The following is a 16,405-nucleotide window of genomic DNA, read 5'->3' as shown; positions in this document are numbered from 1 at the left end:
ACCCAAGAGGACGGGACAGTCATGCCTGCTTTCGACACTCCCCAGCCGATCTCGGTCAACGCCCGCGTGGACGCGGGATCCATCCAGTTCGCCGCGGCCGACCGCGCCGACACCGTCGTGGACGTGACTCCCCGCGACCCGAAGAAGGACAAGGACGTACGGGCCGCCGAGCAGACCGAGGTCACCTACTCGGGCGGCGTCCTGACCATCAGGACACCCAAGACGCGCTATCTCGTCGGGGCCACCGGCGCGGTCGACGTGACGGTCGAACTGCCCACCGGCTCGCGCGTCGACATGACCGGCTCCTGGACCCAGGTGCTGGGCGAGGGCCGGCTCGGCGAGGTCCGTGTGAAGACCTCGTCCGGTGATGTCCGCCTCGACACGACCGGGCCGCTGCACCTGACCGCGTCCCACGGGTCCATCACCGTGGACCACGTCGAGGGCTCCGCCGAGGTCACCACCAGTTCCGGCAGCCTGCGCGTCGGCACCGTCAACGGCACGGCCGTCCTGAAGAACTCGCACGGCACCACGACCGTCGGCACCGCGACCGGCGACCTGCGGGTCAGCGGCTCCAACGGTGACATCACCATCGAGCGCGCCGAGGGCTCGGTCGCCGCCACCACCGCGAACGGCACCCTGCGCGTCGCCGAAGTCGCGCGCGGGAACGTCCAGTTGGAGACCAACTACGGCGCCATCGACATCGGCATCCGTGAGGGCACCGCCGCCTGGCTCGACGTCAGCTCCGGCCGCGGGCAGGTACGGAACGCGCTCGACGCCTCCGAGCCTCCGGAGAAGACCGAGGACACCGTCGAGGTCCGCGCCCGGACCCGCTGGGGCAACATCGACGTCCGTCGCGCCCGCGTCTGAGAGCCCGGCCCGCACTCCCTTTCAGCCGCTCCCTTCCAGTCACTCCATTGCAGTCGCCCCATCCAGTTGCTCCGTTCCAGCCTTCGATCGGGAGAGGCCCATGCCTTCATCTGTCATGCCCATGCCCAGTAGTGGTGACGGTCAGGAGCCGTCCGCCGCCGTCTCCGCCGTCGGCCTGCGCAAGTCCTACGGCGACAAGCTCGTCCTCGACGGGATCGACCTGCGCATTCCGGCCGGCACCGTCTTCGCGCTGCTCGGCCCGAACGGAGCCGGCAAGACCACCGCCGTCAAGATCCTCTCCACGCTCATCACCGCCGGCGGCGGGCAGGCCCAGGTCGCGGGCCACGACCTGGCCGCCGACCCGCAGGCGGTGCGTGCCGCGATCGGTGTCACCGGGCAGTTCTCCGCGGTCGACGGCCTGATCACCGGCGAGGAGAACATGCTCCTCATGGCCGACCTGCACCACCTGCCGAAGCAGGAGGGACGGAAGGTCGCCGCCGAACTCCTGCAGCGCTTCGATCTCGTCGAGGCCGCGAAGAAGCCCGCCTCCACCTACTCGGGCGGCATGAAGCGGCGCCTCGACATCGCCATGACGCTGGTCGGCAATCCGCGGATCATCTTCCTCGACGAGCCGACCACCGGCCTCGACCCGCGGAGCCGCCACAACATGTGGGGGATCATCCGCGAGCTGGTCTCCGACGGCGTCACCGTCTTCCTCACCACCCAGTACCTGGACGAGGCCGACGAACTCGCCGACCGCATCGCCGTGCTCAACGACGGGAAGATCGCCGCCGAAGGCACCGCGGAGGAGCTGAAGCGGCTCATCCCCGGCGGCCATGTGCGGCTGCGCTTCACCGACCCGGCCGCGTACCGGGCCGCCGCCGTCGCGCTGCGCGAGGTCACCCGGGACGACGAGGCACTGGCGCTGCAGATCCTCTGCGACGGCAGCCAGCGCGAGCTGCGCGCCATCCTCGACTGGCTCGACGCCGCCGAGATCGAGGCGGACGAGCTGACGGTGCACACCCCCGACCTCGACGACGTCTTCTTCGCCCTGACCGGCGGAAGCACCGTCCCCAACCAGCCCAACCAGCCCAACCAGCCCAAGGAGACCGTCCGATGAGCGCCTTCGCCCTCGCCGTCCGCGACTCGAACACGATGCTGCGCCGCAATCTCCTGCACGCCCGGCGCTACCCGTCCCTCACCCTGAACCTGCTGCTCACGCCGATCATGTTGCTGCTGCTCTTCGTCTACATCTTCGGCGACGTGATGAGTGCTGGGATCGGTGGCGGCGGTGCCGACCGCTCCGACTACATCGCCTATATCGTTCCGGGCATCCTGCTGATGACGATCGGCGGCACCGTGGTCGGGACCGCGGTGTCGGTCTCCAACGACATGACCGAGGGCATCATCGCCCGCTTCCGCACGATGGCGATCCACCGCGGCTCGGTGCTCGTCGGGCATGTCGTCGGCAGCGTGTTGCAGTCGGTGATGAGCGTGGTGCTCGTCGGCGCGGTCGCCGTGGCCATCGGTTTCCGGTCCACGGACGCCACCGTCCTGGAGTGGCTGGCGGCGTTCGGGCTGCTCGTGCTCTTCGCCATGGCACTCACCTGGATCGCGGTCGGCATGGGTCTGATCAGTCCGAACGCCGAGGCAGCCAGCAACAACGCGCTGCCGATGATCCTGCTGCCCCTCTTCTCCAGCGCCTTCATCCCGATCGACACCATGCCGGGCTGGTTCCGGCCGATCGCCGAGTACCAGCCCTTCACCCCGGCCATCGAGACCCTGCGCGGACTGCTGCTCGGCACCGGGATCGGCAACAACGGATGGCTCAGCGTCGCCTGGAGCCTGGGCCTGACCGTGCTCGGATACTTCTGGTCGACCTCGAAGTTCAACCAGGACCCGAAGTAACCGCCATGACAGTGCGGGCCACCTCCCGCAACTCCTTCCGCCCCTGGGCGGCGTACTCCGACCCCGCGTCGGCGTGCGCCGCCCGGTCGTTTCTACGCTCCGCTGTCCGTCGTCGCGTCGAGGAGATCGTGGAGGGCCCGCAGTACGGCGTCAGGGTGCGTGACATGGGCGTACTGGTGTGACGCGCCGTCGATGACGCGGTGTTCGCCGCGCGGAACGGATCCCGCCAGCGCCGCATGGAGGGCGTGCACGCCGTCGTGTGCCTCGCGCTGGAGCTCGTCGGACATGAAGCGGGCCCAGTACGGGTTGCTGCCCGTGGTGGTGAGTACGGTCAGCGGAACGTCGGGCAGCGGTCCGCCGCTCCGCAGCTCGTCGTAGACCTCGTCCTCGAAGTTGAGCGTCTCGCGGATGCCGGTCCGCCAGGTGGTGAGGTGGTGCTCGATGAGCGCCTCGCGCAGCGGATCCGGCCATTGCGCGTAGAGCTGCGTGTACTGGCCGCGGGCGGACCGGATCTGTTCATCCGTCAGTTCCGGCAGCTGCTCCAGGTCGGGCTTCATCCGGTCGTTCATCTCGGCCACCTGCCGCGGCAGATAGGAGAGCATGTCCTCGTGGCCGGGGTCGAGCAGGAGCAGGCCGGCCACCTCGTCGGGGAAGCGCTGGGCGTAGCGGCGTGCGTACATCGCTCCCAGGGAGTGGCCGGCCAGCAGGTAGGGCGCGGGGATGCCGGCGGCGCGCAGGAGGTGCCGGAGTTCGTCGGTCACGTCGGTGGGGGTCCGGGGGAGCTCGGCGTCCTCGCTCCAGCCGGTTCCGGCGCGGTCGTAGAGCACGCTCGTGGTGCGTTCCGCCGCGCCCTGCTGGATGTTCAGGAAGTCCAGGCCCACCAGTCCGGCGCCGGGCAGGAGCACCACGCTCGGGCCGCCCGTGCCCGAGTGGTGCAGCGCCAGCCGCCGTCCGTCCACGTCATGGAAGCGTCCCAGTGGCGGCCCGGACGGCGCCGCGTCGGCGGTGGTCCCGGGGTGAACTTCGGGTGAGGGACGGTGCATCGCTGCTCCTTCGGCGTCTGGGCATACCGGACCGTCCCGGGTCGACAGAGGCCGACGGAGGCCGACGGAGGCAGGCAGGAGCCGACCCGGGTCCGTCCTACGTTCTCAACATTGCGAACGGTATCGCATATGAGATCATGCCACCGTGGACACGTTGGAACTCCTCGTACATCCGGTGCGGCTGCGCATCGTGCATGCCCTGTCCGGCGGACAGGCCCTCACCACCAGCCAGTTGTGCGCCCGCCTGACCGACGTCTCGAAGGCCACCGTGTACCGGCACGTCGCCCTGCTCGCCGACGGCGGAGTGCTGGAGGTGGACGGTGAGCAGCGGGTGCGCGGCGCTGTGGAACGCACGTACCGGTTGCACCGGGAGCGGGCGGTGATCGGCGCCGAGGCGGCCGCGTCGGTCTCGGTGGACGACCACCGCCGGGCGTTCGCCGTTGCGATGGCCACCCTGATCGCCGAGTTCAACGCCTACCTCGACCGGGACCACGCCGACCCCGCCGCCGACTCGGTGGGCTACCGGCAGCACGCGCTGTGGCTCAGCCAGGACGAACTCGCCGAGATGATCGGTGGAATGCGCGCCGCGATCGTGGCCCAGCTGGGCAACGAGCCGTCACCGGACCGCACCCAGCACCTGCTCTCCCCGGTCCTGTTCCCGATCGGGGAGCCGCCCGCACCGGAACACTAGGTGTCAGCTGACGAGCGGCAGGTTTGTCGGCAGGTCGTGCCGGGGCGCCGCCGAGGCCGTGCCGAGGCGCTCCAGCAGGAGTCCCTCCCGGGTGGACCAGGGGCAGATGTCAACGCTCTCGGCCTCGCACGCGGAGAGCAGAGCCTCGGCGATCAGGGCGCCGGCCAGGGACTGTCCGGCGCGGTGCCGGGAAATGCCCGGCAGGTGGGTGCGCTGGGCGGGGTCCGCTGCGGCCAGCACGGGGATCCATTGGCGCAACTGGGGCAGTGTCAGCTGCTGTCCGGCATGGGGGTCGATGTCCTGGGCGGGGGCGCCGGCCAGTTCGGCGAGCTGCTCGAAGGTCTTGGAGCAGGCGACGACGCGCCCGTTCCGTGCGGCCACCGGCAGGTCGGGCACCGCACCCAGGGCATGGCTGAGGTACTCCCGGATCTCCTGCAGACGTCCCGCCGACGAGGGGGTGCCGGCCGGGAACCAGTCCCGGGTGATCCGGCGGGCGCCCAGCGGCAGCGAAAGCGTGCTGCGGGGCTGCTCTCGCCGGCCCGAGGCGATCTCCACGGTGCCACCGCCGATGTCCAGCATCAGCAGCGGGCCGGTCTTGGCGCCCGCCCACTGCCGGGCCGCCACATAGGCCAGCCGCGCTTCCTCCTCGCCGGGCAGCACCCGCAGTCGGGTCCCGGTGGCACGGGCCACCCGCGCGATCACCTCTTCCCGGTTGGGCGCGTCCCGGATGACCGAGGTCGCGAAGGGGAACACCGCCGACGGGCAGCCGAACCGGGCGGCGGCCGTCGCCTCGGCCACCGCGCACTCCACGCTGGTGATCCCCGTCTCGCGTATGCGGCCTTTCCGGTCGAGCGCCTCGTGCAACCGCAGCCGCGTCTTGTACGAGAAGACCGGCTTCAACCCCCCGCCGGGCCGCCGCCTGACCACCGCCAACAACGCGCTGTGGCACCCGACATCCAGTACGGCGGCCACTTCCGGGCGTCCCCCTTCCATCCGACTGATTCCCCCGTTTCTCAGTTCGATTGCGTTCGATCCTAGGGGGCGGGATGTCCGTGCGGGGTCGCTCCTGACACAACGTTGATCTCCGACCAGGGGCGTGGAGCTCTCCGGAGGGAGTACCCGGTAGCGGCCGGGCGGCACTTCACGCCGCGATCCGGGGCAGCGGGAAGACGGTGATGAGGCGAAGCCCGCGAGCCTGCGGCGCCGCCTGGCGGCCGCGCCGCGCTTCCGCTTCCGGCGTTCGACGCCGCCCGTTACTCCAGCCCGGATGCGCGGAAGGTGGCCCGCGCCGCGGCCCCGTCGATCTGTTCCGCCGCCCGCAGCAGATCACCGGCCCCGCTCCGCAGGGTTCCGGTGCCGAGGGAGTGGCGGACGCCGGCGTCCAGTGCGATCCACAGCAGCGGATTGTCGACGAGCACCCGTGCGTTCAGCTCGACGACGCCACCGAGTGTGTCCCGCAGGACGAGCCGGGGAGCGGTGCCGTCGTGCCATCGGACCCTCGCCAGGCGGTCGGTGCGGACCCGGCGGCGGCGCAGCAGTCCGCGCGAGACCAGCCACTCCTGGTCCACCGACACCCTCGCCGGTGCGAGCACGGCGAACAGCAGGACGGCCAGCGCCGCCCAGATCCCGGCGCGCGGCGCGGTGAGCTGCCCTTTCCAGGCGTCGGTCAGCGTCAGCACGGCGAAGAGCGCGGCGGCGCAGCCCGCCGCCGACCGGAGCTCTCCGGCCCAGAAGCGGTCGCGGGCGCTCGTCCAACCCGAGTCCGCGGAGTAGGCCCCGCCCAGCGGAGCGGTGCGTGCGGTTCGCCGTCCCATACGGCCGACGCTAGTCATGCCGCACGTCGAAACACGGTGCATTGACGGATCGCTGATGCATTTTTGACGCCGATCGCCCGGACGGAAGCACCTCGGTCACGTCACCGGCCCGGCCGGGTCTCACACACTCAGCGAAGGGCCGATCCCGTACCGCGCCGCCTGGCCTCCACCTCGGCGGGGCGAAGGCGCCGACAGGAAGGCGTCAAGATGCCGCCGTCCGGCGTCAGGACCGCGTACGGACGGCGCATCCGCCCCGGGAGCCGCCGCCACGCTGGGTATCCACACCAGGGAGGTACGACCACGATGTCCGTTCTGACCAGCGAGCCGACTCTTGAGGCGTCCGACGGGCAACCCCCGGACCCGGCTCAGGAGCAGCACAAGCTGACCGCGCTGCAAGGGCTGGCCGCGCTGTCGCTGGACGCGATGGCGTCGGTGGCGTACGGCCCCGAGGCGATCGTTCTGGTGCTGGCCGCGGCGGGCGGGTACGGGCTCGGGTTCACCCTTCCCGTCACCCTCGCGATAGCCGGCCTGCTGGCCGTCCTCGTCGCCTCCTACCGCCAGGTGATCGCGGCCTTCCCGGACGGCGGCGGCTCGTACGCGGTCGCCAAGCGGCACCTGGGACGGCGCACCAGCCTGGTGACGGCGGCCTCCCTGATCCTGGACTACGTCCTGAACGTGGCCGTGTCGGTGACCGCCGGTGTGGCCGCGCTCACCTCGGCGTTCCCCGCCCTGTACGGCGACCGGGTGTGGATCTGCCTGGCGGTCCTCGCCCTCGTCACCGCCGTCAACCTGCGCGGCATCGTCGACTCGGCCAGGGCGTTCATCGTCCCCACCGCGGTCTTCGTCGGCTCCATCCTCACGATCATCGTCGTCGGGCTGTTCCGTGACGCCCCCGCCAGTACCGAGGCCGCGGCCGGCCACGCCTCCGCGCTGGGCGCCAACGCGACCACGGTCGGCGCGCTGCTCCTGATGAAGGCGTTCGCGACGGGCTGCTCCGCCCTGACCGGTGTCGAGGCCGTCGCCAACGCCGTCCCGTCCTTCCGCGCCCCGGCGCGCAGGCGCGCCCAGCGCACCGAGGTGGCGCTGGGCGGGCTGCTCGGCGTCATGCTGATCGGCCTGTCGGTCCTCATCGGCCGTTTCCACCTCCAGCCGGTCGAGGGCGTGACCGTACTCGCCCAGCTGGCCGACGCCTCGCTCGGCCACAACTGGGCTTTCTACGTCGTCCAGTTCGCGACCGTCGTGCTGCTGGCGCTCGCCGCGAACACCTCCTTCGGCGGGCTGCCCGTACTGATGGGCCTGCTGGCCCGGGACAACTTCCTCCCGCACGTCTTCGGCCTCAAGGCCGACCGCCAGGTCCACCGCCACGGCGTGCTGGCGCTCGCCGCCGTCTCCGCGCTGCTGCTGGTGTTCTCGGGCGGCGACACCAACACGCTCGTGCCGCTCTTCGCGATCGGGGTGTTCGTCGGCTTCACCATCTGTCAGACCGGCATGGTGCGCCACTGGCGCGCGGAGCGATCGCCGGGGTGGCGGGCGAAGGCGGCGCTGAACGGGTTCGGGGCCGTGCTGACCGGTGTCGCCGCGGTGATCACCACGTCGGTCAAGTTCACCGAGGGCGCCTGGATGATCGTGCTGGCACTGCCGCTCCTCGTCCTGCTCTTCGAGGCGGTCCACCGCGCCTACGTCCGGATCGCCGACCGGCTGGCCCTGGGCTCCATCCCCGACGCCCCGCACCGCGACCGGTCGGTGATCATCGTCCCGGTGGCGTCGCTGTCCCGTCTCACCAGCGAGGCGCTGACCGCCGCCGTCTCCCTGGGCGACGAGGTCATCGCGGTCACCGTCACCGACCCCGACGACCGCGAGCGCACCGAGGCCCTGCACCGCGACTGGGCGCTGTGGTCGCCCGGCGTCGAACTGCGCGACCTGCCGTCGCCCACGCGTTCCGTCGGCCGCCCTGTCGCCGCCCTCGTCCGTCGGATGGCCGCCGATCAGCCCGGCACCCGGATCACCGTCCTCATCCCGGAGGTGGAGCCCGCCCACCTGTGGCAGCGCCTTCTGCAGAACCAGCGCGGCGCGGTCGTCGCCCACGCCGTGCGCCGGGACACCGACGCCGTCATCTGCCGGCTCCGCTTCCGCCTGGCGGCCCCGTCCGACCGGTGAGCCACCGGGCCCGGATCGGAGCCCATCGGACCCACCCTCGCCGCCCGGCCGCACGAGCTCCCCCTCGTGCGGCCGGGCGGAGCCGTGCCCGCCCACCGCGGACGGCCGGAACACGACGGGCCACCGGGTCCTGAACCTGTCCCCGACAACCGGGGACACCCGCTTTTCCGCAGGTCGGACGGTGTGCGTATGGGACGCGTTAAAAGCCTGCCAGTGGCCGTAAGGGACGCATCAACGAACGACGCGGCGGGCTGTTCAGGAGGTTTGCTCAAGGGGTCAGAGATTCCGACTCTTCTAGGAGCACACGATGGCCGACATGGCCTTCGTCGTCACCACGATCGCGGTGTTCGCGTTGGTGGCTCTCATCGCCAAGGGGGTGGCAAAGCTGTGACCGCCGAAAACATCGTCGGCCTCGTCGTGGCCGTCGCCCTCCTGGGCTACCTCGTCCTCGCCCTTCTGTACCCGGAGAGGTTCTGAGTCCAGATATGAGCCCCGTCCTCGCCGGTGTGCTCCAGATGCTCGCGCTGATAGCCGCGCTGGCACTGGCATACCGTCCGCTCGGCGACTTCATGGCCGGCGTCTACTCCTCCGACAAGCACCTGCGCGTCGAGAAGTGGATCTACAAGGCCATCGGCGCCAACCCGTCCACCGAGATGCGCTGGCCCGCGTACCTGCGCGGCGTCCTCGCCTTCTCCGCGGCGAGCGTCCTCTTCCTCTACCTGATGCAGCGGATCCAGGGCAGTCTGCCCGGGTCGCTCGGCTTCTCCTCGATCGACCCGGACCAGGCGTTCAACACCGCCGCGTCCTTCGTGTCGAACACCAACTGGCAGTCGTACTACGGCGAGCAGGCCATGGGCCACGTCGTACAGACCGGCGGCCTCGCGGTGCAGAACTTCGTGTCGGCGGCCGTCGGCCTTGCCGTGGCGGTGGCGCTGGTACGCGGCTTCGCCCGCTCCCGCACCGGCGAGCTCGGCAACTTCTGGGCCGACCTGGTGCGCGGCACCGTACGCATCCTGATCCCGATCGCGGTGATCGGCGCGGTCGTGCTGGTCGCCTGCGGCGCAATCCAGAACTTCTCCGGCATCCACGGTGTCGGCCAGTTCCTGGGCGGCTCGCAGCAGTGGAACGGCGGCGCGGTCGCCTCCCAGGAGGCCATCAAGGAGCTGGGCACCAACGGTGGCGGCTACTTCAACGCCAACTCGGCGCACCCCTTCGAGAACCCGAACGGCATCTCGAACCTCTTCGAGATCTTCCTGATCCTCGTCATCCCGTTCGCCCTCACCCGCACCTTCGGCAAGATGGTCGGCAGCGTCAAGCAGGGCTACGCGATCCTCGCCACGATGGTGACGATCTGGATCGGCTTCACCGCACTGATGATGTGGACCGAGTTCCACCACGGCGGCCCGGCCTTCGACATCGCCGGTGGGGCGATGGAGGGCAAGGAGACCCGGTTCGGCGTCGGCGGCTCGTCGATCTTCGCGGTGGCGACCACGCTCACCTCGACCGGCGCCGTGAACTCGTTCCACTCCTCGTTCACCGGCTTCGGCGGCGGCATCACCCTGCTGGGCATGCAGCTCGGCGAGATCGCTCCCGGCGGTGTCGGCTCCGGTCTCTACGGCATGCTGATCATGGCCATCATCGCGGTGTTCATCGCGGGACTGATGGTGGGGCGCACCCCCGAGTACCTGGGCAAGAAGATCGGCACCCGCGAGATCAAGTTCGCGGCCTGCTACATCCTCATCACCCCGGCACTGGCGCTGTGCTTCACCGCCGCCGCCATGGCGCTGCCGACCCCGGCCCACTCGATGACCAACTCGGGCGCGCACGGCTTCTCCGAGATCCTGTACGCGTACACCTCGGGCGCCAACAACAACGGCTCGGCCTTCGCCGGGCTCAACGCCGACACCCAGTGGTTCAACACCACGATCGGGCTCGCGATGCTGCTCGGCCGCTTCCTGCCGATGGTGTTCGTGCTGGCACTGGCCGGCTCGCTCGCCGAGCAGAAGCCGGTCCCGGCCACCGCGGGCACCCTGGGCACCCACAAGCCGCTCTTCACCGGGCTGCTGGTCGGCACGATCATCATCGTCACTGGCCTGACCTACTTCCCGGCGCTGGCGCTGGGGCCGCTCGCCGAGGGGCTGGGGTCATGACCACTCGTCTGAAGCAAGAGGACTCGATGTCCACTGTCACTCCGACCCGTGCCCCGCACCAGGACGTGCCCACCGGTCACCAGACCGACAGCGCACGCGTCGGCGGGGGCCTGTTCGACCCCAAGCAGCTGATCCGGTCCTTCCCGGACGCGGTCCGCAAGCTCGACCCGCGGGTGATGGTCAAGTCCCCCGTGATGTTCGTGGTCGAGATCGGCTCCGTGCTGAGCACGATCTTCGCGTTCACCGATCCGGGCGACTGGTTCGGCTGGGCCATCGCCGGCTGGCTCTGGCTCACCACGATCTTCGCCAACCTGGCGGAGGCGGTGGCCGAGGGCCGCGGCAAGGCGCAGGCCGACACCCTGCGCAAGGCGAAGACCGACACCGTCGCGCGGCGGCTCGACGGCGGCGTGGAGGAGAGCGTTCCCGGTGCCGAACTGCGCATCGGTGACCTGGTGGTCTGCGAGGCCGGCGACGTCATCCCCGGTGACGGGGACGTCGTCGAGGGTGTCGCGAGCGTCGACGAGTCGGCCATCACCGGCGAGTCGGCCCCGGTCATCCGGGAGTCCGGCGGTGACCGCTGCGCGGTGACCGGTGGCACGAAGGTGCTCTCCGACCGCGTCGTCATCAAGATCACGACGAAGCCGGGTGAGACGTTCATCGACCGGATGATCGCCCTGGTGGAAGGTGCCTCGCGGCAGAAGACGCCGAACGAGATCGCGCTGAACATCCTGCTCGCGTCGCTCACCATCGTCTTCCTGCTGGCGGTCGTCACGCTCCAGCCGTTCGCGATCTACGCCGGCCAGAAGCAGTCGATGATCGTGCTGGTCGCGCTCCTGGTCTGCCTCATCCCGACCACCATCGGCGCACTGCTGTCGGCCATCGGCATCGCCGGTATGGACCGGCTCGTGCAGCGCAACGTGCTCGCGATGTCCGGGCGGGCCGTCGAGGCCGCGGGCGACGTCTCCACGCTGCTGCTCGACAAGACCGGCACCATCACCCTCGGCAACCGCCAGGCGTCGGAGTTCGTACCCGTCCAGGGCACCACGGACGCCGAGCTCGCCGACGCCGCTCAGCTCTCCTCGCTCTCCGACGAGACGCCGGAAGGCCGTTCCATCGTCGTCCTGGCGAAGGAGAAGTACGGGCTGCGCGAGCGGCAGCAGGGCGAGCTGAAGGGCGCCGACTGGATCGCGTTCACCGCCCAGACCCGCATGTCGGGTGTGGACGTGGACGGCCGCAAGGTCCGCAAGGGCGCGGCCGGTTCGGTCATCGCCTGGGTCGCCGAGCGCGGCGGAGTCGTCGCCGAGGACGCCAGGACGCTCACCGACGCGATCTCCCAGGCCGGCGGTACACCGCTGCTCGTCGCCGTCGAGGACGCCGAGGGCGCCCGCGTGCTGGGCGTCGTCCACCTCAAGGACGTCGTCAAGGACGGCATGCGGGAGCGGTTCGACGAACTGCGCCGGATGGGCATCAAGACCATCATGATCACCGGCGACAACCCGCTGACCGCCAAGGCGATCGCCGAGGAGGCGGGTGTCGACGACTTCCTCGCGGAGGCGACTCCCGAGGACAAGATGGCGCTGATCAAGCGGGAGCAGGCGGGCGGCAAGCTCGTCGCGATGACCGGTGACGGCACCAACGACGCTCCCGCGCTCGCCCAGGCGGACGTGGGCGTGGCCATGAACACCGGTACCTCGGCCGCCAAGGAGGCCGGGAACATGGTGGACCTGGACTCCAACCCCACCAAGCTCATCGAGATTGTGGAGATCGGCAAGCAGTTGCTGATCACCCGTGGCGCGCTGACGACGTTCTCCATCGCCAACGACGTCGCGAAGTACTTCGCGATCATCCCCGCCATGTTCGCGGTCGCGTACCCGGGCCTGGACAAGCTCAACATCATGAGCCTGCACAGCCCGCAGTCCGCGATCCTGTCGGCCGTCATCTTCAACGCGCTGATCATCATCGCGCTGGTGCCGCTGGCCCTGCGGGGCGTGCGGTACAAGCCGATGGGCGCCGACCGGATGCTCCGCCGCAACCTCGCGGTCTACGGACTCGGCGGCCTGATCGCCCCGTTCATCGGCATCAAGATCATTGACCTGCTCATCTCCCTCATCCCTGGCATCGGGTGACGTCATGAACAACTCCTTTGGAAACACCGTGCGGTTGTTCGGAGCCGGGGTGCGCGCGCTGCTCGTCCTGACCCTGGTCTGCGGCGTGCTCTACCCGCTTCTGATCACCGGGATCGCCCAGGGCCTGTTCAACAACAAGGCCAACGGCTCGGAGATCAAGGACGGCGGCAAGGTCGTCGGGTCCAGCCTCATCGGGCAGACCTACAACCTGCCGCTGAAGAACGGCGAGGAGACTCCCGCGCCCGACCTGAAGTGGTTCCAGCCGCGGCCGTCCAACGGCCTGGGCACCAACTCCGTCAACACCCAGTACTCGCTGATCCTCTCCGGAGCCACCAACCGCTCCGGCGACAACGCGGATCTGATCAAGTGGGTGACGGAGGCCAAGGCCGCCGTCGTCAAGGACAACTCCACGGCGGACTTCAAGGTCAAGCCCTCGGACGTGCCGGCCGACGCCGTCACCTCCTCCGGCTCCGGCCTCGACCCGCAGATCTCGCCCGAGTACGCCGAGCTCCAGGTCCACCGGGTCGCCGCGCTCAACAAGCTCGACGCCCAGCAGGTCGAGAAGCTGGTGCAGGACCACACCGACGGCCGGATCCTCGGCTTCATCGGTGAGCCGCGGGTGAACGTCCTGCAGCTCAACATCGCCCTCAAAGCGCTCATCGCGCATTGATCGCGTTACCGCGGACACGCCGGGTACGGCCGGCGCGGTCGGAGGTCTGCGGCCCGAGAAGTTCCTCTCGGGCCGCAGACCCGGCCGCGTTCCGGCGGACGCGCCCCCGCTCCCTCACGCACGACAGGAAGGCGGCACACCGATGACCCGGGTGCTGGTGGTGGAGGACGAACCACAGCTCGTGCGGGCCCTCGAGATGAATCTGACGGCACGCAGGTACGAGGTCGACACGGCAGCCGACGGGGGAACCGCCCTCCATCTCGCCGGCGCACGGCCACCCGACGCCGTCCTGCTGGATCTCGGCCTGCCCGACATGAACGGCATCGACGTGATCAGGGAACTGCGCGGCTCGTTCCGGGCACCGATTCTCGTGGTCTCGGCCCGCAGCACCTCCGACGAGAAGGTCGAGGCCCTCGACGCGGGCGCGGACGATTTCATCACCAAGCCGTTCAGCATGGACGAGCTGATGGCGCGGCTGCGGGCAGCGATCCGTTCGAAGCAGACCGTGGCACGCTACGACGGTCCGGCACTCGTCGAGACCGCCGACTTCACCGTCGACCTGCTCGCCAAGAAGATCCGGCGCGCCGGGCGGGACCTGCGTCTCACCCCCACGGAATGGCACCTGCTGGAGATCCTGATCCAGGCGCGGGGACGGCTCGTCAGCCAGCGGCAACTGCTCCAGGAGGTGTGGGGCCCCGGCCACATCACCCGCACCAACTACCTCCGCGTCTACATGGCCCAGCTCAGACGCAAACTCGAAGCGGATCCGGCGCACCCCCGCCACCTCATCACGCTGCCCGGCATGGGTTACCGCTTCGAGACCGCATCGGGGTCAAGGGGGTGGGAGGAACGGTGACGATCTCCCGACGGGGCCGCGTCGTCGGGGGCGGGTTCGCCGCGGCGGACGGAGCCAGGGGCGCGGCGGGTCGGGCGCTGCGGCCGGTGCTCGGACGAGCTCAGCTGCCAGGGCACGCTGATGACCATGACCCCCGGGGTGAACAGCAGCCGGCTCTTGAGCCACAGCGCGGACTGGTTGTGCAGCAGGTTCTCCCACCAGCGCCCGACGACGTACTCGGGGATGAAGACGCTGATCACATCGCGCGGGCTGGTGCGGTTCAGCGACCGTACATACTCCACGACCGGCCGGGTCACCTCCCGGTAGGGCGACGCCAGCGTCTTCAGCGGCACCTCGATCCCGTAGGTGTCCCACTGGTCCTGGAGGACCTTGGCCTCGTCGCGGTCGACGTCGACGGTGAGGGCTTCGAGGGTGTCGGGGCGGCAGGCGCGGGCGTAGGCCAGGGCTCGCAGCGTCGGTTTGTGGATCTTGGAGACCAGCACGACTGCGTGCACGCGAGCGGGCAGCACCGTCTCGTCCGCCGGGTCGGTGACCGCCAGTTCCGCGGCGGTTCCGTCGTAGTGCCGCCGGATGCCGCGCATCATCAGCCACAACGCCACGGCGGCGATCACCGCCAGATAGGCGCCCTGCAGGAACTTCGTCAGCAGCACGATGACCAGCACCAACCCGGTGACGAACGCCCCGAGCCCGTTGATCAGCCGGGCGGTCCGGTGCCGGCGGCGCTGGGCCGGATCGGTCTCGTCGCGCAGGGCACGGTTCCAGTGCCGGACCATGCCGGTCTGCGACAGCGTGAAGGAGGTGAAGACGCCCAGGATGTACAGGTGGATGAGGTTGGTGACCGACGCGTCGAACACCCAGAGGAGGCCACCGGCGACGACGGCCAGCGCGACGATGCCGTTGGAGAACGCGAGCCGGTCGCCGCGGGTGTGGAGCTGACGGGGCAGGTAGCGGTGCTGCGCCAGGATCGACGCCAGCAACGGGAAGCCGTTGAACGCGGTGTTGGCGGCCAGGACCAGAACGAGCGCGGTCGCGGCCTGGATGAAGAAGAAGCCGAAGCTGTGGTCACCGCCGAAGATCGCGGCGGCCAGCTGGGCGATGACGGTGCGCTGCGGGGTGGTCGCGCAGTCCCCGGCGAAGCCCGTGAGGCGGCAGGTGTCCTCGGTGATGTGTACCTTGGCGATCATCGCGAGGGCGGTGATGCCGGAGAACATCACGACGGCGATCAGGCCCATCGTGGTCATCGTGGAGGCCGCGTTGCGGGACTTGGGCTTGCGGAACGCCGGCACTCCGTTCGAGATCGCCTCGACACCGGTGAGGGCGGTGCAGCCGCTGGAGAACGCCCGCAGCCCCAGCATCAGCAGCGCCAGACCGGTCAGATTGCTGTCACCGGGAGCCGCGGTGACACCGTAGGCGGCGGACTCCGCCACCGGGGCGTCGCCCACCAGCCAGCGGAACAGCCCCGTGGCGCACATGATCAGCACGCCCGCGACGAACAGATACGTGGGGGCGGCGAACGCCCGGCCGGACTCGCGCACGCCGCGCAGGTTCACGGCGGCCAGCAGGGCCACGAACCCCACGGCCATGGCGGTGCGGTAGTCGTTGAGCGAGGGCACCGCGGAGATGATGTTGTCGACGCCGGAGGCGACGGACACCGCGACGGTCATCACGTAGTCGACGAGCAGTGACGCGGCGACGACCAGCCCCGCGGAGGGGCCGAGGTTGGTGGCGACCACCTCGTACGATCCGCCACCGGAGGGGTAGGCGTGCACGACCTGCCGGTAGGAGAGGACCACGACGGCCATCAGTCCCACCACGGCTATCGCCACCCAGGTCGTCAGGTGGAGAAAGGCCAGCCCGCCCAGGGTGAGCACCAGCAGGATCTCCTGCGTGGCGTACGCGACGGACGACAGCGGGTCCGACGCGAAGATCGGCAGCGCCAGCCGCTTCGGCAGCAGCGTCTCCTGCAACCCCTCGCTCGGCAACGCCCGCCCGATGACTACCCGCTTGATTCCATCCACGATTCTCGCCACGCGGGGGAGCGTAAAGGCCGCCAGGCCGCCCGGATCGCGCTGGAGAGGGCGTCACGAGGCTCTCGATCCGGCCCGTTCTGCCGCCAACTGCCT

General features: G+C 70.0%; 14 protein-coding genes. 10 read left to right on the top strand and 4 right to left on the bottom strand.

The window, feature by feature from the left end:
• Positions 1-21: 21 nt before the first annotated feature.
• From LNW73_RS02470 to LNW73_RS02460, 3 genes are all read left to right on the top strand, one after another.
• The gene (locus LNW73_RS02470; protein ID WP_250988675.1) at positions 22-867 is read left to right on the top strand and encodes a DUF4097 family beta strand repeat-containing protein; all 846 of its coding nucleotides are present in this window, start codon (positions 22-24) and stop codon (positions 865-867) included.
• A gap of 100 nt (positions 868-967) precedes the next feature.
• Positions 968-1,987 (top strand): ATP-binding cassette domain-containing protein, encoded by a 1,020-nt coding sequence (locus LNW73_RS02465; protein ID WP_250988674.1) that lies wholly within the window; start codon positions 968-970, stop codon positions 1,985-1,987.
• Positions 1,984-2,775: an ABC transporter permease gene (locus LNW73_RS02460; protein ID WP_250988673.1), complete on the top strand. Its 792-nt coding sequence runs from the start codon at positions 1,984-1,986 to the stop codon at positions 2,773-2,775. The genes LNW73_RS02465 and LNW73_RS02460 overlap by 4 nt, the downstream gene beginning before the upstream one ends.
• A 92-nt stretch (positions 2,776-2,867) precedes the next feature.
• Here the strand turns inward: LNW73_RS02460 and LNW73_RS02455 are convergent, their stop codons facing one another.
• Entirely contained in the window at positions 2,868-3,818 is a 951-nt protein-coding gene (locus LNW73_RS02455) for an alpha/beta fold hydrolase (protein WP_250988672.1), read from the bottom strand.
• Positions 3,819-3,963: 145 nt separating this feature from the next.
• Here LNW73_RS02455 and LNW73_RS02450 point away from each other — a divergent pair, with 145 nt between their 5' ends.
• Positions 3,964-4,509 carry a helix-turn-helix domain-containing protein gene (locus tag LNW73_RS02450; protein WP_250988671.1) on the top strand — a complete coding sequence of 182 codons (546 nt, stop codon included), beginning with the start codon at positions 3,964-3,966 and terminating at the stop codon, positions 4,507-4,509.
• Between the two features lie 3 nt (positions 4,510-4,512).
• Here the strand turns inward: LNW73_RS02450 and LNW73_RS02445 are convergent, their stop codons facing one another.
• Entirely contained in the window at positions 4,513-5,481 is a 969-nt protein-coding gene (locus LNW73_RS02445) for a Ppx/GppA phosphatase family protein (protein ID WP_250988670.1), read from the bottom strand.
• Between the two features lie 281 nt (positions 5,482-5,762).
• Positions 5,763-6,323: a hypothetical protein gene (locus LNW73_RS02440; RefSeq protein WP_250988669.1), complete on the bottom strand. Its 561-nt coding sequence runs from the start codon at positions 6,321-6,323 to the stop codon at positions 5,763-5,765.
• A 303-nt stretch (positions 6,324-6,626) separates the two neighbouring features.
• Between LNW73_RS02440 and LNW73_RS02435 the strand changes: the two genes are divergently transcribed.
• The 6 genes from LNW73_RS02435 (at position 6,627) to LNW73_RS02410 (ending at position 14,282) form a co-directional block, all read left to right on the top strand.
• The gene (locus LNW73_RS02435; protein WP_250988668.1) at positions 6,627-8,480 is read left to right on the top strand and encodes an APC family permease; all 1,854 of its coding nucleotides are present in this window, start codon (positions 6,627-6,629) and stop codon (positions 8,478-8,480) included.
• 387 nt (positions 8,481-8,867) lie between these two features.
• A complete protein-coding gene (gene kdpF, locus LNW73_RS02430) occupies positions 8,868-8,957 on the top strand; it encodes a K(+)-transporting ATPase subunit F (RefSeq protein ID WP_078075662.1) in 90 nt (29 codons plus the stop codon).
• Between the two features lie 8 nt (positions 8,958-8,965).
• Positions 8,966-10,630: a potassium-transporting ATPase subunit KdpA gene (kdpA, locus tag LNW73_RS02425; RefSeq protein WP_250988667.1), complete on the top strand. Its 1,665-nt coding sequence runs from the start codon at positions 8,966-8,968 to the stop codon at positions 10,628-10,630.
• Positions 10,627-12,756, top strand: a complete 2,130-nt coding sequence (gene kdpB, locus LNW73_RS02420; protein ID WP_250988666.1) for a potassium-transporting ATPase subunit KdpB — start codon at positions 10,627-10,629, stop codon at positions 12,754-12,756. Before kdpA ends, kdpB begins: the two co-directional genes overlap by 4 nt.
• A 4-nt stretch (positions 12,757-12,760) precedes the next feature.
• Complete coding sequence (locus LNW73_RS02415; RefSeq protein ID WP_250988665.1) at positions 12,761-13,426, top strand: potassium-transporting ATPase subunit C; 666 nt, start codon at positions 12,761-12,763, stop codon at positions 13,424-13,426.
• A 142-nt stretch (positions 13,427-13,568) separates the two neighbouring features.
• Positions 13,569-14,282, top strand: a complete 714-nt coding sequence (locus LNW73_RS02410) for a response regulator (RefSeq protein WP_250988664.1) — start codon at positions 13,569-13,571, stop codon at positions 14,280-14,282.
• Here LNW73_RS02410 and LNW73_RS02405 read toward each other — a convergent pair.
• The gene (locus LNW73_RS02405) at positions 14,234-16,312 is read right to left on the bottom strand and encodes an APC family permease (protein WP_250988663.1); all 2,079 of its coding nucleotides are present in this window, start codon (positions 16,310-16,312) and stop codon (positions 14,234-14,236) included. The two genes, LNW73_RS02410 and LNW73_RS02405, sit on opposite strands and share 49 nt — an antisense overlap.
• Between the last annotated feature and the right edge of the window lie 93 nt (positions 16,313-16,405).

The sequence above is a fragment of the Streptomyces sp. RKAG337 genome, assembly GCF_023701715.1.
Classification (GTDB): domain Bacteria; phylum Actinomycetota; class Actinomycetes; order Streptomycetales; family Streptomycetaceae; genus Actinacidiphila.
This window is presented reverse-complemented; position numbering and strand designations above follow the sequence as displayed.